Source organism: Micromonospora trifolii (genome assembly GCF_050516465.1).
Lineage (GTDB): Bacteria > Actinomycetota > Actinomycetes > Mycobacteriales > Micromonosporaceae > Micromonospora > Micromonospora trifolii.
The window spans coordinates 6,968,306-6,989,721 of sequence record NZ_CP191526.1; the positions used below are offsets into that span (position 1 = coordinate 6,968,306).

Annotated in this window: 15 protein-coding genes; 8 read left to right on the forward strand and 7 right to left on the reverse strand. The window is 71.8% G+C overall.

Translation table 11 applies throughout. From position 1 onward, the window contains the following. Positions 1–99: 99 nt before the first annotated feature. Together ACQRWP_RS32550 and ACQRWP_RS32555 are read left to right on the forward strand one after the other, a co-directional pair. Complete coding sequence (locus tag ACQRWP_RS32550; protein WP_430499975.1) at positions 100–747, forward strand: DUF4245 domain-containing protein; 648 nt, start codon at positions 100–102, stop codon at positions 745–747. Between the two features lie 212 nt (positions 748–959). Continuing rightward, a complete protein-coding gene (locus tag ACQRWP_RS32555) occupies positions 960–1,805 on the forward strand; it encodes a hypothetical protein (RefSeq protein WP_430499976.1) in 846 nt (281 codons plus the stop codon). A 43-nt stretch (positions 1,806–1,848) separates the two neighbouring features. Here ACQRWP_RS32555 and ACQRWP_RS32560 read toward each other — a convergent pair whose 3' ends face one another. Both ACQRWP_RS32560 and xseA read right to left on the reverse strand, forming a co-directional pair. Continuing rightward, positions 1,849–2,070, reverse strand: a complete 222-nt coding sequence (locus ACQRWP_RS32560; RefSeq protein ID WP_030328827.1) for an exodeoxyribonuclease VII small subunit — start codon at positions 2,068–2,070, stop codon at positions 1,849–1,851. A gap of 45 nt (positions 2,071–2,115) precedes the next feature. Further along, positions 2,116–3,363, reverse strand: coding sequence for an exodeoxyribonuclease VII large subunit (gene xseA, locus ACQRWP_RS32565; RefSeq protein WP_430503362.1), 1,248 nt, complete (start codon positions 3,361–3,363; stop codon positions 2,116–2,118). A 162-nt stretch (positions 3,364–3,525) separates the two neighbouring features. Between xseA and ACQRWP_RS32570 the strand changes: the two genes are divergently transcribed. Both ACQRWP_RS32570 and ACQRWP_RS32575 read left to right on the forward strand, forming a co-directional pair. Further along, complete coding sequence (locus ACQRWP_RS32570) at positions 3,526–4,512, forward strand: 4-hydroxy-3-methylbut-2-enyl diphosphate reductase (protein WP_238679730.1); 987 nt, start codon at positions 3,526–3,528, stop codon at positions 4,510–4,512. A 41-nt stretch (positions 4,513–4,553) separates the two neighbouring features. Further along, positions 4,554–4,994, forward strand: coding sequence for a hypothetical protein (locus tag ACQRWP_RS32575; RefSeq protein WP_430499977.1), 441 nt, complete (start codon positions 4,554–4,556; stop codon positions 4,992–4,994). Between the two features lie 71 nt (positions 4,995–5,065). Here ACQRWP_RS32575 and ACQRWP_RS32580 read toward each other — a convergent pair whose 3' ends face one another. Together ACQRWP_RS32580 and ACQRWP_RS32585 are read right to left on the reverse strand one after the other, a co-directional pair. Beyond that, on the reverse strand, positions 5,066–8,362 hold the full coding sequence (locus tag ACQRWP_RS32580) for a S8 family serine peptidase (RefSeq protein WP_430499978.1): 3,297 nt from the start codon (positions 8,360–8,362) through the stop codon (positions 5,066–5,068). Positions 8,363–8,499: 137 nt separating this feature from the next. After that, complete coding sequence (locus ACQRWP_RS32585; RefSeq protein ID WP_430499979.1) at positions 8,500–9,684, reverse strand: DNA recombination protein RmuC; 1,185 nt, start codon at positions 9,682–9,684, stop codon at positions 8,500–8,502. A gap of 54 nt (positions 9,685–9,738) precedes the next feature. On the opposite strand from ACQRWP_RS32585, the gene ACQRWP_RS32590 reads away from it, so the two are divergent. Next, on the forward strand, positions 9,739–10,575 hold the full coding sequence (locus tag ACQRWP_RS32590) for a hypothetical protein (RefSeq protein ID WP_430499980.1): 837 nt from the start codon (positions 9,739–9,741) through the stop codon (positions 10,573–10,575). A 69-nt stretch (positions 10,576–10,644) separates the two neighbouring features. Here the strand turns inward: ACQRWP_RS32590 and ppc are convergent, their stop codons facing one another. From ppc to ACQRWP_RS32605, 3 genes are all read right to left on the reverse strand, one after another. After that, positions 10,645–13,431, reverse strand: a complete 2,787-nt coding sequence (ppc, locus tag ACQRWP_RS32595; protein WP_112581942.1) for a phosphoenolpyruvate carboxylase — start codon at positions 13,429–13,431, stop codon at positions 10,645–10,647. 129 nt (positions 13,432–13,560) lie between these two features. Next, on the reverse strand, positions 13,561–14,613 hold the full coding sequence (locus ACQRWP_RS32600) for a hypothetical protein (protein WP_430499981.1): 1,053 nt from the start codon (positions 14,611–14,613) through the stop codon (positions 13,561–13,563). Between the two features lie 110 nt (positions 14,614–14,723). Further along, complete coding sequence (locus ACQRWP_RS32605; RefSeq protein ID WP_430499982.1) at positions 14,724–15,638, reverse strand: cyclase family protein; 915 nt, start codon at positions 15,636–15,638, stop codon at positions 14,724–14,726. 218 nt (positions 15,639–15,856) lie between these two features. On the opposite strand from ACQRWP_RS32605, the gene mfd reads away from it, so the two are divergent. The 3 genes from mfd (at position 15,857) to ACQRWP_RS32620 (ending at position 21,359) form a co-directional block, all read left to right on the forward strand. Then, entirely contained in the window at positions 15,857–19,498 is a 3,642-nt protein-coding gene (gene mfd, locus ACQRWP_RS32610) for a transcription-repair coupling factor (protein WP_430499983.1), read from the forward strand. A gap of 116 nt (positions 19,499–19,614) precedes the next feature. Continuing rightward, positions 19,615–20,370, forward strand: coding sequence for a hypothetical protein (locus ACQRWP_RS32615; RefSeq protein WP_430499984.1), 756 nt, complete (start codon positions 19,615–19,617; stop codon positions 20,368–20,370). A gap of 2 nt (positions 20,371–20,372) precedes the next feature. Then, the gene (locus ACQRWP_RS32620; protein ID WP_430499985.1) at positions 20,373–21,359 is read left to right on the forward strand and encodes a nucleoside triphosphate pyrophosphohydrolase; all 987 of its coding nucleotides are present in this window, start codon (positions 20,373–20,375) and stop codon (positions 21,357–21,359) included. The last annotated feature ends 57 nt before the right edge of the window (positions 21,360–21,416 follow it).

Sequence of the window (21,416 nt, forward strand, 5' to 3'; positions counted from 1 at the left end):
CGGCTTTGTCGCTGATCCTCACACGATGGCCGACCGGGCGTCGGCGCGGGGCGGTGATGGCCCGGATACCGCCGGTCGGGCGGCTGCGAAGATAGCGGGGTGGAACCCGCACAGCCAGCCGACCGCGTACCCGCCGACCACACGCCGCCCGACGGTCAGCCGCCGGCCGACGTCCCCGCCGGCCGCGGCGGTGAGCCCGCCGCGACCGATCCGACCCCACCGCCGCCGGCGGTGTCCGGCAAGTCCGAGCGGTCGCCGAAGGACATGGCGATCTCGCTGCTGGTGCTGCTCGTCCCGATCGCGCTGCTGCTGGCGTTCTACCGGGGATTCCTCGGCGGCGACCAGGCCACCACCGTCGATCCGGCACCCGCCATCGAGCAGGCCCGCTCGGCGAACGTCTTTCCGGTGAGCCAGCCGCAGGGGCTCGGCTCCGACTGGACGACGGTCAGCGCCCGCTACCAGACCGTCGAGGGCGGTGCGAACCTGCGACTCGGCTATCTCACCCCGGAGGGGCGGGGCGTCCAACTGCTGCAGAGCAGCGTCCCGGCGGATCGTCTGCTCCCCGCCGAGCTGACCAGTCAGGGCCAGCCGCAGGGCCCCACCGAGCTGGCCGGGCGCACCTGGCAGCTCTACACGGCCCGGGGAAACCAGCAGGCGCTGGTCCTGCTGGAACCGACCCGCACGGTGATCATCGTGGGCGACGCCCGGGACAACGAACTCCGCGAACTGGCCGGCTCGCTGCGCTGACCTGACCCGACCCGGTGGTCGCTGACCCCGCTGGCACCGAATCTGGGCAACCGGGCCGAAGGGTGATTGTCCGACGCGTCGACAGGGAACAAGGAGGGGGTGATCCGGGCGCGCTGCTCGGCCCGGATCGCGCGACGCAGCCGACGGTGCTGCTGCGTCGCCCGGTTTCCGGCGCCGTCCAGGTCGTCGGGTGACCCCCTTGGGAGACACGTATGACTGTTCGACGACTCGGCGCCGGCCTGGTAGCCGCCGCTCTGATCACGCCCGCACTGGCCGCCTGCGCCAGCGGAACCGGCACCGCCGGATCGACGCCATCCCCGACGGTGAGCGCGTCCGGCACGGCGAGCCCGTCCGGAGCCCCGGTGGCGGGCGACGCCAAGCAGGCCCTGCTCGACTCCACCAAGGAGATCAGCAACGGGAACTTCCGGTTCACCCTGGCCGGCGCCGGCTCGACGGCGGAGGGGCTGGTGCACCAGCCGAGCCAGAGCGCGGCGATGAAGATCGCGATCGGTGGCCCCTCGTCCGACCTGGCGATGAAGCTCGACGTGGTCCACTTCAAGCCGGACAGCTGGGTCAAGCTGGAGTTGACCGGCCCCACCGCCGACAGCCTGCCCGCCATCAAGCAGCTCAACCTCGGCAAGTACCAGCACCTCGACCAGAACCGGATCAAGGGCAACCGCAACCTCGGCTTCGACTTCGAGAAGGTCGACCCGGCCGGTAGCGCGGTGCTCACCCAGGGCATCACCGAGGTCCGCAGCACCGGCACCGGCGCGTACGCCGGCACCATCGACGTCACCAAGGCCGCCGAGGCGGGCTCGCTGAACGCCGCCACGATCGCCGCGCTGGGCACCCAGGCGAAGACCGTCCCGTTCACCGCGAAGGTGGATCCGCAGGGCCGGCTCAGCGAGCTGGTGCTGCAGTTGCCGGCCGCCGGGCAGACCGCCGCCCAGGAGATCAAGATGACCTACTCCGACTACGGTGCCGCCACCGCAGCGCAGAAGCCGCCGGCGGGCCAGGTCGTCGAGGCGCCGGCCGAGCTGTACAGCCTGTTCAACTGACGTACCCGGGTGGGGCGGCTTCGGCCGCCCCACCGGCGGTCGGTCAGGAAGCGGGCTCCTGCCGGGCGGCGTCGATCCGCGCCCGCGCACCATCCAGCCAGCGTTGACAGATCACCGCCAGCGCCTCGCCGCGCTCCCAGAGCGCCAGCGACTCCTCCAGGGACGTGCCGCCGGCCTCCAGCCGCTCCACCACCGAGGCCAGCTCGGCGCGGGCCTGCTCGTAACTGAGCCGTTCGTCCGGCCCGGCCTTCGTGTCGTCAGTCATCGCGTTCATCTCAGCACACCACTCCCCGCCGCGCCGCGTCGCCACTCAGCCATCGACCGTGGCGGCCAGCTCGCCGTCGGCCAGTCGTACCCGCAGCGGGTCGCCCTTGCCGACCTCCGCCGCCGCGCGGACCACGTGGCCGTCCGCGCGCTGCACGATCGCGTACCCCCGGTCGAGGGTGGCGGCGGGGGAGAGGGCGCGCAGCCGCGCGAGGGTGTGCCGCAGGTCATCCTCGGCCGCGGCGAGTCGATGCTCCAGGCAGCGGCCGGCCCGCTGACGCAACGCGGTCAGCTCGGTCGCCCGATGCTCCACCATCACCTGGGGCCGGGCCAGCACCGGCCGGGAACGCAGCCCGTCGAGCCGGTGCGTCTCCCGGTCGACCAGGTTGCGCACCGCCCGTTCGAGGCGGTGCCGGGCCTGACCGATGAGGCGTACCTCCTCGGTGAGGTCGGGGACGACCCGCTTCGCCGCGTCGGTCGGGGTGGAGGCGCGGACGTCGGCGACGTAGTCGATCAGCGGCGCGTCCGTCTCGTGGCCGATCGCGCTGACCACCGGGGTACGACAGCCGAACACCGCCCGGCAGAGCGCCTCGTCGGAGAAGGGCAGCAGGTCCTCGATGCCGCCGCCACCCCGGGCGATGATGATCACGTCGATGCTCGGGTCGGCGTCCAGCACCTTGAGCGCGTCGACGATCTGTGGCACCGCGGACGGGCCCTGCACGGCCACGTTGACCGTCCGGAACTCCACCGCCGGCCAGCGCCGACGGGCATTGGTCAGCACGTCCCGCTCCGCCGCCGACGCGCGACCGGTGATGAGCCCGATCCGGCCGGGCAGGAACGGCAGCCGACGCTTGCGGGCGCGGTCGAAGAGCCCTTCGGCGGCGAGCAGCTTCTTGAGCTTCTCCAGTCGGGCCAGCAGCTCCCCGAGCCCCACCTGGCGAATCTCGTCGGCCCGCAGGCTCAGCGTGCCCCGGGCGGCGTAGAACTCCGGCTTGGCGTGCAGCACCACACGGGCGCCCTCACGTAGCTCCGGCGCGCCGGTGTCCAGGACGTCCCGGTTGGTGGTGACGGTCAGGCTCAGGTCGGCCGACGGGTCACGCAGGGTGAGGAAGACAGTGCTGGCTCCGGGGCGGCGGCTGATCTGCGCCACCTGCCCGTCCACCCACACCCAGCCCAGCTTGGCGATCCAGGCCCCCACCTTCTGGCTGACCACCCGTACCGGCCAAGGCTCCTCAGCGCTGCTGGCCCCGCCGCCGCTTCCGCCGCCGCTTCCGCCGCTTCCGCCGCTTCCCACCCGCCCACCCTCGCTCACCCGCCCACCCTACGGACCTCCCCGGTGATCAAGAGGTTTGCGTCGGCGCTGGGCGCGTTTCTGACGCAAACCTCTTGATCACCGGGGGTTGGGGGTGGGTTGCGGCCCGGTGGCGGGTGGAGGGGTGGCACGTACGATGGGGTGGTGACTGAGGCTCAGGCGACTCACCGGACCGGCAAGCGCGTGCTCCTGGCCAAGCCCCGCGGCTACTGCGCGGGTGTCGACCGCGCGGTGCAGACTGTGGAGGAGGCGCTGAAGCTCTACGGCGCCCCGATCTACGTGCGCAAGCAGATCGTGCACAACAAGCACGTGGTGCAGACCCTGGAGGCCCAGGGCGCGATCTTCGTGGAAGAGAACGAGGAGGTGCCGGAGGGCGCCACCGTCATCTTCTCCGCGCACGGTGTGGCGCCGGAGGTCTACGAGCAGGCCAAGGCGCGTTCGCTGAAGGCGATCGACGCGACCTGTCCGCTGGTCACCAAGGTGCACCACGAGGCGCGGCGCTTCGCGGCCGAGGACTACGACATCCTGCTCATCGGCCACGAGGGGCACGAAGAGGTCATCGGCACCGCCGGTGAGGCCCCCGCGCACATCCAGCTGGTGGACGGCCCGGACGGCGCTGACAAGATCACCGTACGTGATCCGGAGAAGGTGGTCTGGCTCTCCCAGACCACGCTCTCGGTCGACGAGACGCTGGAGACGGTGGCCCGGCTCAAGCAGCGGCTGCCGCTGTTGCAGTCCCCGCCCAGCGACGACATCTGCTACGCCACCTCCAACCGGCAGCACGTGGTCAAGGAGATCGCCGCCGACTGTGACGTGGTGATCGTGGTCGGCTCGACGAACTCCTCCAACTCGGTTCGCCTGGTCGAGGTCGCCCTGGACGCCGGCGCCCGCGCCGGTCACCTGGTCGACTTCGCGCACGAGATCGACGACGCCTGGCTGGAAGGGGCCACCACGGTCGGCCTGACCTCGGGCGCGAGCGTCCCGGACGACCTGGTCCAGGAGGTGCTGGTCCACCTCGCCGCCCGCGGCTTCGCCGACGTCGAGGAGATCACCACCGCCAACGAGCGGCTCACGTTCTCGCTCCCGCAGGAGCTGAGGCGGGACATGAAGGCCGCCGCGGCGCGCGGCTGAGGCGCGGGAACGAACTCGGGTCGGCGTACGTCAGATTCGGCATGAGGACTCTTCGGCTCGCCGTTCCCGCGCTGGCCGTCTGCGTGGCGCTGAGCGCCTGCGGCGGCCAGGGTGTCGGGGGCGGCACACCCACCCCGACACCGACGGGAGCGCAGCCGGTGACCAGCCAGCCCACGCCCACGCCCGACCCGACCGCCCCACCGGCGACCGGCACCCCCACCGCGCCATCCGGGGTGAAGACTCCGAAGCCGGGCGGCCCGAGCACGCCGCCAGGCGTCGGGGCCACCACCCTGAGCGGCACCCTCCAGGGCGGCGTGGAGCCCGGTTGCGTACTGCTCGACGGTTACCTGCTGCTCGGCGGCCCGCGTGACGTGCTGACGCCGGGCGCGCGGGTCGAGGTCACCGGTCGGGTGGAGCCCGGCATGATGACCACCTGCCAGCAGGGCACCCCGTTCGTCGTCACGGCCGCCCACCGGTCCTGACCGTTCACCCCTGACACGCGGGAGCCCGCCCCCGAACGTGGGGACGGGCTCCTGCCGGTGTTACGAGCGGATCAGTTCACGGCACCGATGGTCACGTTGCCGCGACCCACGATCGCACCCTCGGTGGTGACGATCGCCAGTTCACCGGAGAGTTGACGCCCGTCGGCCGGAACGGCCACCGCGGTCACCGTGCCGGTGATGGTGGCCGACTCGCCGTGCATCAGCGGCACCGCGACGGCCGGAGCGGTGATCGTGCCCAGCGACGCGGACGCGAACGCGTCGTAGTAGTCGTAGGCGGTGCTGGTCCCCGGCCCGTCGACCCCGTACGGCTCCACCACGACGCGGTAGGTGCCGGCGGGCGGGTTGGTCAGCGTGACCGCCTCCTCCGAGTCGCCGTCCGCGGCCCGACCGACCTCGGTGGTGCCCCGGTAGACGAACAGGTCCAGGTCGGCGCCCGCGTTGGCGGGGTTGCCGATCCGGGCGGTGAACGTCGACGTGCCCGCCGGGATCTCGACGGTCCACTCCTGGTTGGGGCCGCCCTCGGTGATGGTCGGACGCTCGGTACGCACACCGGTCAGCGCGCCACTGCGGCCGCTGACCGAGACCGGGCCGAAGGCGTTGGTGACGTTCCAGCTCACCGGGGTCGGCTCGCCGGCCTCGACACTGGGCAGCTCGACCAGCGCCGGCTCGACCGTCAGACCCTGCACCCGCGCCTGGAGCTTGAACGGGTTGTTCAGCGCCGGGGACGTCCGCCGCGACTCCACCTCGATCTCCCAGACCCCGGGAAGCGGGTTCTGGTAGTCACGCTCCTGCGGCTTGCAGACGTTGACGTCGGAGAAGTTGGTGTAGCAGACGGTGCTGGTGGTGGCCTCCACCGGCACACCCAACGGGTTGATCGCGATGAACCGGGTCTGCGAACCGGTGCCGATCCCGGAGAGGTTCACCTGGAGGGCCTTGGCGCCCTCCGGCACCGTGACGAAGTACGACGTGAAGCCGTTCCGGTCGACCGAGCCCTCGTTGGCGTACGAGAAGTTGGGCTTCTTCACGTCGTTCGAGGCCACCACCACTGTGGACACCTCGAAGTCGACCACGTTGGTGGCCGGATCGTCGATCCGCACGATCGCGCCGTGCGCGCCCTCGGTGGCCGGCTTGGCGGTGACGCTGATGGTGACGGCCTTGTTGAGCGGCAACGCGACGGTCTTCGGCGCCTTGAAGGTGCCGTCGTTGCCCTGGAGCGTGATGTCGTGCTTGATGGTGCCGGCCGGGCCGCTGGTGCGGGTCAGCTTGACCGGGTAGGTCCTGCTCTGGCCGACCTTGTGGCCGCCCTCGGCCGAGGTGCAGCGGTTGTAGACGCCGGTGCCCCGACCCGGGTTCGGCACGAACTTCACACCGTTCCAGATGGTCAGCTGCTCCGCGAGAGGGCTGCAGACCGGCGCGTCGGAGACGTACGACCTGGTTTCGACGCCCTGGCGCAGCAGCTGCCAGGCACCCGGAACGTTGACCATGCCGTAGCCCTGCGCGTACGTCGGCACGTCCGCGATCGGCTTGGCGGAGCTGAACAGCGCCCGCCGCAACGCCGCCGGGCTGACGCCCCGGTCGGTGGCCTTGGCGGCCGACAGCAGCAACGCGCCGGCGCCGGCGGTCTGCGGAGACGCCATCGAGGTGCCGTTCAGCATCGCGTAGCCCGGGGGCAGCGCGTATCCGGCCTCGGGGACCGGGGCGCCGAGCTGCCAGGTCGGCGCGGTGGAGATGGCCGAGCCGGGGGCGGCGATGTTCGGCTTGAAGCCGCCGTCCTCGCGCGGGCCACGGGAGGAGAAGTTGAACAGGGCGTTCTTCTTCTTGACGACCGAGCCGTAGTTGGCCAGCCAGGTGTCCTTGCTGATGTTGGCGGCAACGCTGATCACGTTGCTGGCGACGGACGGGTCGCCGACGGTGTTGAGGCCCGGGCCGGAGTTGCCGGCCGAGATGACCAACTGCACGCCGTACGTCTCGATCAGTTCGTTGTAGAGGTTCGTCCGCGCGTTGTTGCCGTCGTTCAGGCCCGGAAGGCCACCGATTGACATGTTGACGATGTCGACGCCACGGTTGGCCACCAGGTCGATCATGCCGGTGGTGAGGGCCGCAGCGGTGCAGCCGCCGCCCCACGAGCAGGCGCGGGCGGAGACCAGCTTGGCGCCGGGCGCGGCACCGTCGAAGGCCCCGTTGCCGAGCATGTCGTTGGCGGCGGTGATGCCGGCGACGTGGGTGCCGTGGGTGCTCTCGACGATGCCGATGTTGACGTAGTCGTAGGTGCCCGGCAGCCCGATCGGCGTGGTGTTCACGTTCTTGCGGAACTCGACGACGAAGGGCTGCCGCTCGGCGACCGGCGTGGCCTGGTTGTCGGTGCCGAAGTAGCCGATGTCGTACTTCTCCTTGTACGGCCGCATGACCGGGTCGTCGGTGAAGTTGAGGTTCTGGTTGGCGTCCACCCGGATGTTGTTGGTGGCCGCGTCGAAGAGCACACCCCAGGTGTCGGTCGTGTCGCCGTCGCGGTTGACGTCACCCCGGGCGTCGCTCGCGGTGGTGACCGACTCGCTGAACAGGTTGAACCGGTACGCGCCGGCCGGTGCCGTCCAGGTGCCGCCGGCGATGGTGAACGACGGGCCGGCCACCTCGGCCTGCATCCGCCGCCACGTGCCGTCCTCCAGCGGATCGGTCGCGGTGACCCAGTCGACGATCTTGCGCTCGCCGGTGGTGGTCTGCTGCAACGCCGGGTGGGCCAGGTCCACACCGGAGTCCATGATGCCGATCGTGACGCCCCGGCCGTCCCACGCGGGGTGGGCCGCGGTGAACGCCACCGCGCCGGTCTCGTTCGTCGGCATGTAGGGGTTGTCGGCCGGGGTGGTCTCTCCCGGCGCCCCGACGGCGGCCTGCCGTGCGCCGGCGGCGCCGGCGGGAGTGCGCTCCGGGGCCGGGTCCGGCAGTTGGATGACCTCGTCCAGGTCGACGGCCGAGACGCCGGGCAGCCGTGCCGCCTTGAGGACCCGGTCGGTCGGGACCTTGGCCAGCACGAAGCCGACCCGGTCCTGCCGCTGGCTGACGGTGCCGCCGAGCTTGGTGAGGCTGTCGGCGACGTCCCCTGCCTCACCCTTCTCGGTGGCGACGATCAACGTGACGGTCGGGGCCTTCTTGGCGCGGGCCTCGCTGAGCAGTTTGGCGTCGTGGGCGCCCAGCGTCTCGGCGGCGGTGGCCGGGGAAGCGTCCGGTGTGGTGGCGGGAGCGGCGGCCGCGGTGGCGGCACCACCCATGGTCGTCATGGCGCTCGCCGCCAGGACCGACGCGAAGAGCGCGGCTGAGGTGCGCCGGCTCAGGTTTCGGAGTCTGCTCACGTTCTCTTTACCTCCAGAGAACAGGGCCCTTCAGAGAAGGGCGCTCGGGTGAGCAGAATCTTTCGTGGTATCGACGAGCACTGTCACTACTGGTCAGTCCCTTGTGACCAGTTCGTGACATGCGGGTATACGCACTGTCACATGATTGGCGGGCGGGTCGAGACCTCGGCGCGGGCCGGATCGACCGGATCGGCCAGCTCGGGTGCCTGCGGCTGCCGGGGCGTCAACTCGACCTGGGCCGGCGTGGCCAACTCGTCGTCCGAGACGCCCAACTCGGCGAGCTTGCGGGCGCTGACCAGCACCCGGGCCTCCAGCGAGCCGACCGCCCGGTTGTAGGCGGTCACCGCACCGGCCAGCGAGGACCCGAGCTTGCCCACGTGGTCGCCCAGGGTGGAGAGCCGACCGTACAGCTCGCGGGCGAGGGTGTGCACGGCGAGCGCGTTGCGGGCCAGCGCCTCCTGCCGCCAGGAGTAGGCGACCGTGCGGAGCAGGGCGACCAGCGTGGCCGGCGTGGCGAGCACCACGTTGCGGGTGAAGGCGTGCTCCAGCAGCGTCGGGTCTCGCTGGAGCGCGACGTCGAGGAACGGGTCGGCGGGGACGAACAGCACCACGAACTCGGGTGAGTTGTCGAACGCCGACCAGTACGACTTGGCGGCCAGGGCGTCGACGTGCCCGCGCAGGTGCCGCGCGTGCGCGTCGAGGTGGGTGTCCCGGCCGCGCTCGTCGCGGGCCTCCATGGCTGTCAGGTACGCGTCGAACGGTGCCTTGGCGTCCACCACCACCGAGCGACCGCCGTGCAGGCGGACCACCAGATCCGGTCGGACGACCTGCTGGTCGGTGGCGGCGGTGACCTGCTCGGAGAAGTCGCAGTGCTCCAGCATGCCGGCAGCCTCGACGATCCGGCGCAGCTGGTGCTCGCCCCAGCGGCCCCGCACCTGCGGTGCGCGCAGCGCCGCCACCAACTGCTTGGTCTCGGTGCGCAGCTCACCGGAGACCGCGTTCATCGAGCGGACCTGCTCACGCAGCTCGGCGTACGCGTCGACGCGGTCGTGCTCCAACTCGGCCACCCGCTGCTCGTAGCGGCGCAGGGTGTCGTGCAGCGGCGCGACCGCCCGGGCCACCGCCTCCTGGGACTGCGCGGTGGCCTCGTAGCTCAACGCCCGCATGGACTGCTCCAGCCGACCCTCACCCTCCCGGGTGGCGGCCAGGGTGGCATCCAGGCGGGCGATGTCGGCCGCCGACCGGGACCGGGCCGCGAGCCAGCCCACCGCCCCGCCGGCACCGAGGCACACGATCACCAGGAGCAGGGTCGAGACGTCCATCACCGGAGCTTGCCAGACGGATACGACGTGCGACCCGGGGGTACGTTCGATGACATGGAACTTGTGCTCTGCCTCGCCGTTGTGCTGGTCGGCGCGCTGGGCGCCGCCGCGCTCATCCGCGCTCAGGCCAATGCCCGTCGGCGTACCGAGCTCGGCGACGCCCGCGCGGAGGCGCAGCGGTGGTACGAGCGCCTCGGCGGCCAGTTGATGAACCTGCACGGCGAGGAACCAGCGGTACGCCAGGCGCTGGCCGACGCCGGTGAGCGGTACAACGCGGCGGGCTCCCAGCTGGAGCAGGCGTCCACGCCGCACCAGTTCGGGCTGGCCCGGGAGACCGCGCTGGAGGGTCTGGCGTACATCCGGGCGGCGCGCACGGCGCTGGGCATCGATCCGGGTCCCGAGGTGCCGACCCTGGCCGCCGCCCGCGGCGTGGGGCAGCTCACCAAGGAGCGTGAGGTCGACGTGCAGGGGCAGACCTTCCGGGCCGGGCCGCAACCGGGCCGGGAAACGCCCTACTACTACCCCGGTGGGCGGTATCAGGGTCGACCGGTGCCCGCCGGCTGGTATTCGACGCCCTGGTGGAAGACGGCGCTGGGTGCCGGCGCGGGTGTGCTCGGCGGCATCCTGATCGCCGACGCGCTCTTCTCGCCCGCCTTCGCCGACCCGGGGTACGGCTACGACGCCGGCTACCAGGAGGGCTTCGGTGACGGTGTCGACCAGGGCGGCGACGGCGGTGACCAGGGCGGCGACTTCGGCGGCGGCGACCAGGGTGGGGACGTCGGCGGCGGCGACTACGCCGGTGGGGACTTCGGCGGGGGCGACTTCGGTGGCGGCGGCGACTTCGGCGGCGGCGACTTCGGCGGCGGCGACTTCGGCGGCGGCGACTTCTGACCGTCGTTCAGACCTGTTACGAAACGGGCCCCGGTCACAGCGACCGGGGCCCGTTCTCGTACCTGTTGATCAGCCAGTGTTGCGCATTCCGGCGGCGATGCCGTTCACCGTGGTGAGCAGCGCGCGTTCCAGGGCGGTGCCGTCGCTCGGCGCGCGTCGGCCGCCCGGGGCGGTGGCGATCGCCCGCCCGGCGGCGCCCGACTCCCGGTACTGCCGCAGCAGCGCCACCTGGAGATGGTGCAGCGGCTCCAGGTAGGTGTCGCGGACGGCCAGGGTGCGCTGGAGCACCGGCGAGTTCTCCAGCAGGGCCGGTGAGGCGGTCACCGCCAGCACCTCCCGCTTGGTCAGCTCGTACTCCTGCTCGATCTGCTCGAAGATCGGGTGCAGCTTCTTCGGCACCAGCGTCTCGACGTACCGGCGGGCGATGCTCAGGTCGGTCTTGGTCAGCATCATCTCGACGTTCGACAGGAACGTGCGGAAGAAGTGCCAGTTGCGGTGCATCTCGGCCAGTACGTCCGCCAGCCCCGCCTCGCGGGCGGCGGCCAGCCCGGAGCCGACGCCGAACCAGCCCGGCACGATCTGCCGGGTCTGCGTCCAACCGAACACCCACGGGATGGCCCGCAGCCCGGACAGCCCGGCGCCGGTGTTCGGGCGCTTCGCCGGCCGGGAGCCGATGTTCAGCGCGCCGAGCAGCTCGGTGGGGGTGGACGCCCAGAAGTAAGCGGGCAGGTCCGGGTCTTCGACGAGCGACCGGTAGGACCGGAACGCCGACTCGGAGACCACGTCCATCGTCGCGTCCCAGCGCTCCAACATCTCGGCCGGCTGCCGGGGTGCGGTGTGCAGCAGGGTCGCCTGGAGCACCGCGGCGAGGGTGAGCTCCAGGTTCTCCCGGGCCAGCGAGGGCAGGGTGTACTTGTCGGAGATCACCTCTCCCTGCTCGGTCACCTTGATCGCGCCGTCCATGGTGCCGTACGGCTGCGCCAGGATCGCCTCGTGCGTCGGGCCGCCGCCGCGCCCGACCGTGCCGCCCCGGCCGTGGAAGAGCCGCAGGTGCACACCGTGCCGGGCGGCCACGTCACGCAGCGCGCGCTGCGCCCGGTGGATCGACCACTGGCTGGTGGTGATCCCCGCTTCCTTGTTCGAGTCGGAGTAGCCGAGCATGACCTCCTGCACGTCACCCCGGGCCGTCACCAGCGCCCGGTACGCGGGCAGCGACAGCAGCTCGTCGAGGAGTTCGCCGCCTGAGTTCAGCTCGGCCGGGGTCTCCAGGAGCGGCACGAACCCGACCCGGGCCCGTCCGCTGTGCACGTCCACCAGGCCGGCCTCGCGGGCCAGCACCACGGCGGCCAGCACGTCGTCGACGCCCAGGGTCATCGAGATGATGTACGACTCGATCACCTCGGCGCCGAACCGGTCCTGTGCCTCCCGGATGGTCCCGAACACGTCGAACGTCTTGCGGGCCGGCTCGGACAGCGACGTGTCCACTGTCGACAGCGGGCGGCGGCCGGTCAGCTCGTCGGCGAGCAGCTTGGTGCGTTCCAGCCGGGTCAGCGCCGGGTAGTCGGAGACCTCGCCGACCGCCTCGTAGAGCTGCGCGAGCACCGCGTGGTGCGCCTCGGCATGCTCCCGGACGTCCATGGTGGCCAGGTGCAGGCCGAACGCGGAGACCGTACGGATGGTGGAGGCCAGCCGGCCGACCGCGGTGAGCTGCCCGGAGTTGCGGGCCAGCGAGGCGCGCAGCAGGTCCAGGTCGGCGATCAGCTCGGCGGAGCCCCGGTAGTCCCGGCCGGGTACGTGCGCGGTGCCCTGGCGCAACCGCAGCCGGGTGTTGGCGAGCTTCGCCTTCACGCAGCGCGCCTTGAGCCGGTACGGCTCCTCCGCGTTGACCCGGCGGAAGCGCTGCGCCACCTCGGGCAGCGCGTCCAGGTCGGCGGCGAGGCTGGCGGAGAGGTCCAGGGACACCCCGCGCAGTCGGCGGGACACCGACACCTCGTTGATCAGGTGGTCCATCGCCTTCTCGGTGGCCGCGATGCCGTGCTCGTGCTGGATGGTCAGCACCTCGCGGGTGACGGCCGGGGTGACGAACGGGTTGCCGTCGCGGTCACCGCCGATCCAGGTGCCGAAGCTCAGCGGCCGGGCCGTCGGTGAGGTCTCCACGCCGAGCGTGCGCAACGTGTCGGCCAGGTCGTCGAGCACCTGTGGTGCGGCCTCGGCGTACAGGTCGCGCAGGTAGTAGATCGCGTTGCGGGCCTCGTCGGTCGGGTCCGGCCGGTCGAGCCGCAGCTCGTCGGTCTGCCACATCAGGTCCAGCAACTCGGCCAGCCGACGGTTGGCCGGGCCCTCGTCGCTGGCGCCGTAGAGGATCGCGTTGGCGGTCTCGGTGTCCAACTCGTCGGCGATCGCGCGCAGCTTGGACAGGATCGAGCGGCGGGCCGCCTCGGTCGGGTGCGCGGTGAAGACCGGTCGCACCGCCAGCCGGCGAGCCGCGTTGGCGATCTCCTCGGCCGGCACCCCGCGCTCGGCGATCATCTTGGCGGCCTGGTCCAGCCAGCCGCCCTGCACCGCGCGGCGGCGGCGCAGATCCCGCGCCCGGTGCACCTGCTCGGTGATGTTGGCCAGGTGGAAGTAGGTGGAGAAGGCGCGGGCCAGCTTGGTGCCGGTGGTCACGTCGAGCCCGCCGAGGCGCTGGGCGGCCGCCGGGGCGTCGGAGCGGACCTGGGCGCGGATCTCCTCGACGAGGTCGAGCAGCGGGCGACCCTCCTGGCGGGCCAGGGTCTGGCCGAGCAGGGTGCCGAGTCGGCGAATGTCGGCGCGCAGTGCGGCGTCGGGGCCGTCATGGTCGTGCTGGTCGGTCACGATGCGCTCCCTTGCGTGGATACGAAGGACAGCGCTGTCCGACTTACTGGATGGTATCCGCGCGCAGGGGATGTCTGGAGGACCCCCTGGTGATCCACTGCCTCCGGGAGGGTGTTTTCCGGGGTGATCTCAACCACCGTCGCGGTCCGGCGAGGGGCGGGAGCGGGTCGTCCCGGGGCCGGAGGGTGCGGCCCGGCGACCCCGGACCAGGCTCGCGCTGATCAACCCGAGCCCGCCGAGCACAGCCCAGATCCCGAGGGCGGCAGCCGGCCAGCCGGCCGACCGCCAGTCGAAGTACACAGCGGCCTTGGTCAGGTCGTTGGCGAGCCCGGGGATGTTCCAGCGGTGCATGCCGCGCAGCACCCCGGGCAGGAACTCGGGCGCGTAGATGCCGCCGGAGCCCGGGTTGCCGAGCACCACCAGCAGCAGGATGACCAGCGCGGTGCCCGCGACGCCGAGCCAGCCCTGGATGGCGCTGGCGAACATGGCGGCGGCGAAGACTGCCAGCGCGCCGATGGCGGCGATCGTCGGAACGTCGTGGTGCCAGATGTCCAGGACGGGTCCGACCACCACCGCGCCGGCGATGCCGAGCAGCACGCTGTAGACCGCCAGGGCGGCGATGCGCAGTCCGGCCCGTCGCGCCGTACGCGGGGTGGTGCCGGCGGATATCCCGAGCACGGTCGAGGCGAGGTAGCCGCCGAGCACGTACCCGACGTTCAGGTAGAAGGGCACCACCCCGCGCGGGTCGGCCGAGGTGACCGGCACCTTGTCGACGATCTGCAACGGGGTGCCGGTGCGGCCGGTGGCGGTGCCGAGGACCTCCTTGATCGCGCTGGTGGCGGAGGGGCCGGAGGCGCTCGCCACGGTCAGGAGCAGGCCGTTGTCGGGTCCGGTGCTGAGTACTGCGTACACCGCGCGGCTGAGCAGTCCGTGCTCGGCGGCGGCGGGGTCGTCGTACCCGACGGGTTTGAGGATGGTGGTCTGGCCGCGCACGGCGTCGAGCGTCGCCTGGGCGCGTTGGTCGCCGGAGACGACGCCGATCGGCAGGTCGCGGGGTGTGGGCTGGTGCAACGCGCCGACGTAGGCCGCGATGAACGCCGTGGCCAGCACGAGGGTGCCGAGGAGCAGTCCGATGCTGCGCGGCGCCCAGTCGCGAGCTGTGCCGTGCGATTCTTTGTCCACGTCTGTAGCCTATGGTCCGCTTTGTGGGCAGCCGGGCCGAACCAGTCGGCCGGGCGGCTGGCGGGATCGCTACGGAGGCCGGCCGTGCGTCGACGGCGTCGCGGATGGCGTCAGGCGTCGACGACGGCGAAGGCGCGAACCGGAAAGGTGCCCATGCCGGCCACCATCGGCGGGGCCGCGGTGAACCGGAACCCGCTCGGCGGCAACGCGTCCAGGCCGGTCAGGTGCTCGACGATCGGGATGCCGGCGGCGAGCAGCGTGCTGTGTGCGGAGCGTACGCCGGCGGCCATCGAGCTCATGTCGTCGATGTTGATCGAGTCGATGCCGACCAGGGCCGCCCCCGCGTCGGCCAGCGCCTGGGCGGCGTCCCCGGTCAGGTACGGCGCTTCCGGCGCGCCGTACCGCTCGGTGCCGAAGTGCGCGTCCCACCCGGTGTGCAGCAACACCGCCCGGCCGGCCACCTCGTACGGGGCAAGCATCAGCCGGTCCACAGCGCGGATGTCGGCCGGCACCCGGACCACCACCCCCGGTAGGTCGGCGAGACGGTCCAGCGACACCCCGGTCAGGTCGTCCCGGCCGGCCCAGCGGTGGGCGGGCGTGTCCAGGTACGTGCCGGTATTGGCGATCATGTCGATTCGGCCCACGTGGAACTCGGTGCCCGGGGCGTACCGCTCGCGGGATGCCTCGAAGGTCAGCCAGTCGGTGATCCGGGGGCCAGGCCAACCCGGCAGGGTGGTCATCCCATCGCTGATCACGTGGCTCAGCTCGACCAGCCGACGATCGGCGCCGGATTCGTCGACCGCGACACCCCGGCCGCCCTTGTGCGGCTCCTCGATGATCGTTTTGGCGCTGATCCGTACGTCGGCGACCATCAGCAGCCCGAGGTGCCGGACGAACAACGCCGCCAGGTCGTCGTCGGTGATCTCCTGACCGGGAATGTCCAGCCGGAATCCCTCGGTACGCAGCCCGCCGCCGTTGGCGAAGCTCACCTCCGCGTCGAACTGTGCCCGCCACTGCTCACCCATACCGAAACCCGACCATGCCTGCCGGTGGCGGTCAAGATCCCTGGCAGCGGCAGCGCTCGATCCCAAGATCGCCGGGGACGCGGGGTGACGCGCGCGGCGCGGACCTGGGCGGAAGGGGGTGGCTGTCGGTCGACGGGGCTAGGCTTGTTGTCGTGCACCCCCCGTCCGGCTGGACGAGGGGCCGCCGTCGTGTGCGTCGACTCCCCGAAAGGTTTCCCTTGCTCACCGGTCTGTTCACCGCCGCCCTGGCCGACCCCGGGCTGACCCGGGCGCGTGACCTGGCGCGCTCCGGTGCCGCCCAGGTCGACGGCCTCGACATCACCGCTCCGGCGGCGCTGCGCCCCTTCGCCGTCGCGGCGGTCGCCGCGGACAACGACGGTGCCGGGCGACCGGTGCTGGCGGTGACCGCCACCACCCGGGAGGCCGACGACCTGGCCGCCGCGCTGGGCGGGTTGCTGCCGGCCGAGCAGGTCGTGGTCTTCCCCTCCTGGGAGACGCTGCCCCACGAGCGGCTGTCCCCCCGCTCCGACACTGTCGGCCGGCGGCTGGCCGTGCTGCGCCGGCTGGCCCATCCGGACGCGACCGACGCGCACGGCGGCACCGGGCCACTGCGAGTGGTGGTGGCCCCGGTCCGTTCGCTGCTCCAGCCGCAGCTCAAGGGGCTCGGTGATCTGGAGCCGGTGCAGCTCGCCGCCGGCGAGGAGGCGGACCTGGAAGAGGTCGCCCGCCGGCTGATCGACATGGCGTACGCCCGGGTCGACCTGGTCACCAAGCGCGGCGAGTTCGCGGTACGCGGCGGCATCCTGGACGTCTTCCCGCCCACCGACGAGCACCCGTCCCGAGTCGAGTTCTGGGGCGACGAGGTGGAGGAGATCCGCACCTTCGCCGTCGCCGACCAGCGCACCATCGAGCAGGTACCGCTGCTCTGGGCGCCGCCCTGTCGGGAGCTGCTGCTCACCCCGGCGGTCCGCGACCGGGCCGCCGCGCTCGCCGAGCAGCACCCCGAGCTGGCCGAGATCCTCGACAAGCTGGCCGAGGGGATCCCGGTGGAGGGGATGGAGTCCCTCGCTCCGGTGCTGGTCGGCCCCGACTCGCTGGAGCTGCTGCTGGACGCCATGCCGGCCGGCACCCACGTCCTGCTCTGCGACCCGGAGCGGATCCGCACCCGGGCGCACGACCTGGTGCGTACCTCGGAGGAGTTCCTGCAGGCCAGCTGGGCCGCCGCCGCAGTCGGCGGCCAGGCCCCGGTGGACGTCGGCGCCGCCGCCTTCCGCACCCTCGGTGAGGTACGCGCCGCCGCGGGCAAGCTCGGCCAGCCGTGGTGGACGCTGTCCCCGTTCGGCCTTGTCGAGGGGGAGACGGCGACCGAGACGCGGCAGCCCTGGGAGGACGCGCCGGAGCAAGCCGCCGTCACCCCGGACGACGCCATCGCGGTCACCCTGTCCGCCCAACCGGCGCCGCTCTATCACGGCGAGACCTCGCGGGTGGTCGAGGACCTCAAGCGCTGGGCCGGCGAGGGTTGGTCGATCGCGCTGGTCTTCGAGGGGCACGGCCCCGCCCAGCGGGCGGTGGAGGTGCTGCGCGACGCCGGCCTGGGTGCCCGGTTGACCGAGGAGGTGCCGACCGCGCCTGTCCCCGGCGAGCTGGTGGTCACCTGTGGCGCGCTGAGCAGCGGGTTCGTCGACGAGGCGTCCCGCTTCGTGCTGCTCACCGGCAATGACGTGACCGGCGGTCGGGGCACCTCGACGCGGGACATGCGCAAGATGCCGAGCCGTCGGCGCAACACCATCGACCCGCTGGAGTTGAAGACCGGCGACCACGTGGTGCACGAGCAGCACGGCATCGGCCGCTACGTCGAGCTGGTGCAGCGCACCGTCAACGGCGCCAGCCGGGAATACCTCGTCATCGAGTACGCGGCCAGCAAGCGGGGCCAGCCCGGCGACCGGTTGTTCGTCCCGACCGACCAGCTCGACCAGCTCTCCCGCTACGTGGGCGGCGAGCAGCCGACCCTGCACAAGATGGGCGGCTCGGACTGGCAGAAGTCCAAGGCCCGGGCCCGCAAGGCGGTCCGGGAGATCGCCGCGCAGCTCATCCAGCTCTATGCCGCCCGCAAGGCGTCCAAGGGGCACTCGTTCGGCCCGGACACGCCGTGGCAGCGGGAGCTGGAGGACGCCTTCCCCTGGCAGGAGACGCCGGACCAGCTCGCCGCTATCGACGAGGTCAAGCGGGACATGGAGCAGACCGTCCCGATGGACCGGCTGATCTGCGGTGATGTCGGCTACGGCAAGACCGAGATCGCGGTCCGGGCGGCGTTCAAGGCGGTGCAGGACGGTAAGCAGGTGGCGGTGCTGGTGCCGACCACCCTGCTGGTGCAGCAGCACTACAACACGTTCGCCGAGCGGATGAGCCAGTTCCCGGTCCAGATCCGGCAGCTGTCGCGGTTCCAGACGCCGAAGGAGACCGAGCGGACGCTGGAGATGGTCGCCGACGGCACCGTCGACATCGTCATCGGTACGCACCGGCTGTTGCAGACGGCGACCCGCTTCAAGCAGCTGGGTCTGGTGATCGTCGACGAGGAGCAGCGCTTCGGTGTCGAGCACAAGGAGCACCTGAAGACGTTGCGCGCGTCGGTCGACGTGCTCAGCATGTCGGCCACGCCGATCCCGCGCACCCTGGAGATGGCGATCACCGGCATCCGGGAGATGTCCACCATCGCCACCCCGCCGGAGGAGCGGCACCCGGTGCTCACCTTCGTCGGCGCGCAGGACGACCGGCAGGTGGCCGCGTCCATCCACCGTGAGCTGCTCCGCGACGGGCAGGTCTTCTACCTGCACAACCGGGTCGAGTCGATCGACCGGGCGGCACGGCGGCTGCGGGAGCTGGTGCCCGAGGCGCGGGTAGCGGTGGCGCACGGCCAGATGGGCGAGGACGCCCTGGAGAAGGTGATGGTCGGCTTCTGGGAGAAGGAGTTCGACGTCCTGGTCTGCACCACGATCGTCGAGTCGGGCATCGACATCCCGAACGCCAACACGCTGATCGTGGAGCGGGCCGACCTGCTCGGCCTGGCCCAGCTGCACCAGATCCGGGGCCGGGTCGGCCGGGGCCGGGAGCGGGCGTACGCCTACTTCCTCTACCCGCCGGAGAAGCCGCTCACCGAGCACGCCCACGAGCGGTTGGCGACCATCGCCCAGCACACCGAGTTGGGCGCCGGCATGTACGTGGCGATGAAGGACCTGGAGATCCGGGGCGCCGGCAACCTGCTCGGCGGCGAGCAGTCCGGGCACATCGAGGGCGTCGGCTTCGACCTGTACGTGCGGATGGTCGGCGAGGCGGTCTCCGCGTTCAAGGGTGAGCGGCCGGAGGAGGAAACCGACGTCAAGATCGACCTGCCGGTCGACGCGCACCTGCCACACGACTACGTGAGCGTGGAGCGGCTGCGCCTGGAGATGTACCGCAAGCTGGCCGAGGCGCGCGACGAGGAGCGGCTGGGCGAGGTGATCGCCGAGATGACCGACCGGTACGGCGAGCCGCCGGCCCCGGTGCAGAACCTGGTGGAGGTGGCCCGGTTCCGTCTGCTGGCCCGCCGCTACGGCCTGTCCGACGTGTCCATGCAGGGCAAGCACGTACGGTTCGGCCCGCTGCCCCTACCGGATTCGAAGCAGTTGCGGCTCAAGCGCTACCACCCGGATGCCGTCTACAAGCAGGCCACCGACCAGGTCAGCGTGCCCCGACCGACCACCCGTCGGATCGGTGGCGAGCCGCTGCGTGACCAGGCGCTGCTCCAGTGGTGCGCGCAACTGCTCTCCGATGTGCTCGGTGCCCCCGCCCCACTTGCCGTCGCGGCGGGCGCGAGCGCCTGAGCCTGCGGTGTGCTCTGGACCAGGGGCGGTCGCGCGTCGACGCCGCCCCTGGTCGGGGGATCGGCGAAGGTGGGGGGCGTCACAACCCCGGGTGACGGCGTGAGAGAGTGACGGCTATGCGTGCTCGCCGTCTTGCCGCCGTCGCCACTGTGGCGCTCGGCCTCGTCGCCCTCTCCGGTTGCCGTGCTGAGCCTGGTATCGCCGCTTACGTCGGTGACCAGCGCATCACCGACGTTCAGGTCACCGCCGCGATGAAGGACCTGCGGACGAAGAACCCGGCGCCGGAGTCCTCCGCCGCCAGCGGGCAGCCCGCGGCGCCGCAACCGACCCTGCCCAAGGTGGCAGACGTGGTTCGGGCCATGGTGCTGACCAAGGTGTGCGAGAAGCTCTCCGCCGAGAAGAACTACCAGCCGCGCGGCCAGGTGACGGCCGAGCAGGCCGCCCAGCAGCTCAGCCTCGACCCGGAGACCGAGCACGTGCGGGAGGTGGCGAAGTTCTTCACCTGCCTGTCCGGGTTGCCGGCCGAGCCGGTCGAGCCGACCAAGGAGGAGCTCGCCGACGTGATCGCCGCCGGGCGTGCGGCCGGCAAGATCCCGGCCGAGGTGACCGACGAAGCCGCTGTCCAGCAGCTCGACGGCGAGCAGCTGCGCGGCGCGCTGGCGACCAAGAGGATCCTGGCCGAGGCGGTCGGTCGTTACGACGTCACAGTCAGCCCTCGGTACCGTCCGCTTGAGTTCCCGCTGCTCAGCTTCACCGATGACGCACCTGCGGTGAGCGTGCCGTTGGGTGAGCCGGGCTCCGACGCGGTCACCGACATTTCCACCCCGGAGGGGCCGACCGCGACGCCGGAGGCCGAGGGCACGGCCAGCTGAGCATGACCGCACGGATCGTCCTCCTGGTCACCTCACCCCGGTTGCCCGCCGGCCTGATGACCTCTGCGGCCTGGGACGTCGTACGCCAGCACCCGGTGTTCACCGGCGCGGACAGCGAGTTGACCACGGCCATCCGCCAGGCGGGCGCCGAGGTCACGGTGGTGGACGGCCCGGCGACGCAGCCGTTGCTGGACGCGGTGGCGACGCACGGCACTGCGGTGTGGCTGGCCGGTCCGACGGGTGACGAGGCGCTGGCCCGGGAGTTGGGTCTGCGGCTGGCTCGGCAGCCGGGGTTGGCCGAGATGGAGTTGATGTACGGCTCGTGGGATCCGCCGGGTGCCCGGCTGCTCGACGCGGTGGCCGTGCTGGATCGACTGGCCTCTCCGGGTGGCGATCCGTGGAAGCGGGCGCAGACGCACCGCAGCCTCGCCGGTTACCTGCTGGAGGAGAGCTACGAGGCGTACGACGCCATCAGCGCCGACGACACCGACGCGCTGCGCGAGGAGTTGGGCGACGTGTTGTTGCAGGTGGTGCTGCACGCGCGGCTCGCCGAGGAGTTGCCCGAGGACGAGCGGTGGACCATCGACGACGTGGCCGGTGGCCTGGTCGACAAGATGATCCGGCGTAATCCGCACGTCTTCGCGGGTGCCGAGGCGGGCACCCTGGAGGAGATCACCGAGAACTGGGAGCGGATCAAGCGCGCCGAGAAGGCGCGGCACTCGGCGTTGGACGGTGTGGCCCTGAGCCAGCCCGCGCTGGCCCTGGCAACGCAGATCCTGGACCGGGCCGCCCGCAGGGGCATCGAGGTCCCGCTCCCACCGGCGGACACCCAGGCGGATGCCGTGGCAAGGCTGGGCGCCGACCTTCTGGCAAGGGTCGCGGCAGCCCGCGAGGCGGGCATAGACCCCGAAGCGGCCCTCCGCCGCACCACCCTGGCCCACGCCGAAGCCATCCGCCAGGCCGAACCCCCGCCCGTCAGCCCGCGTTGATCAAGAGGTTATTGCCCCGACGCGCCGAGGTGGATGGCAACAACCTCATGATCGACG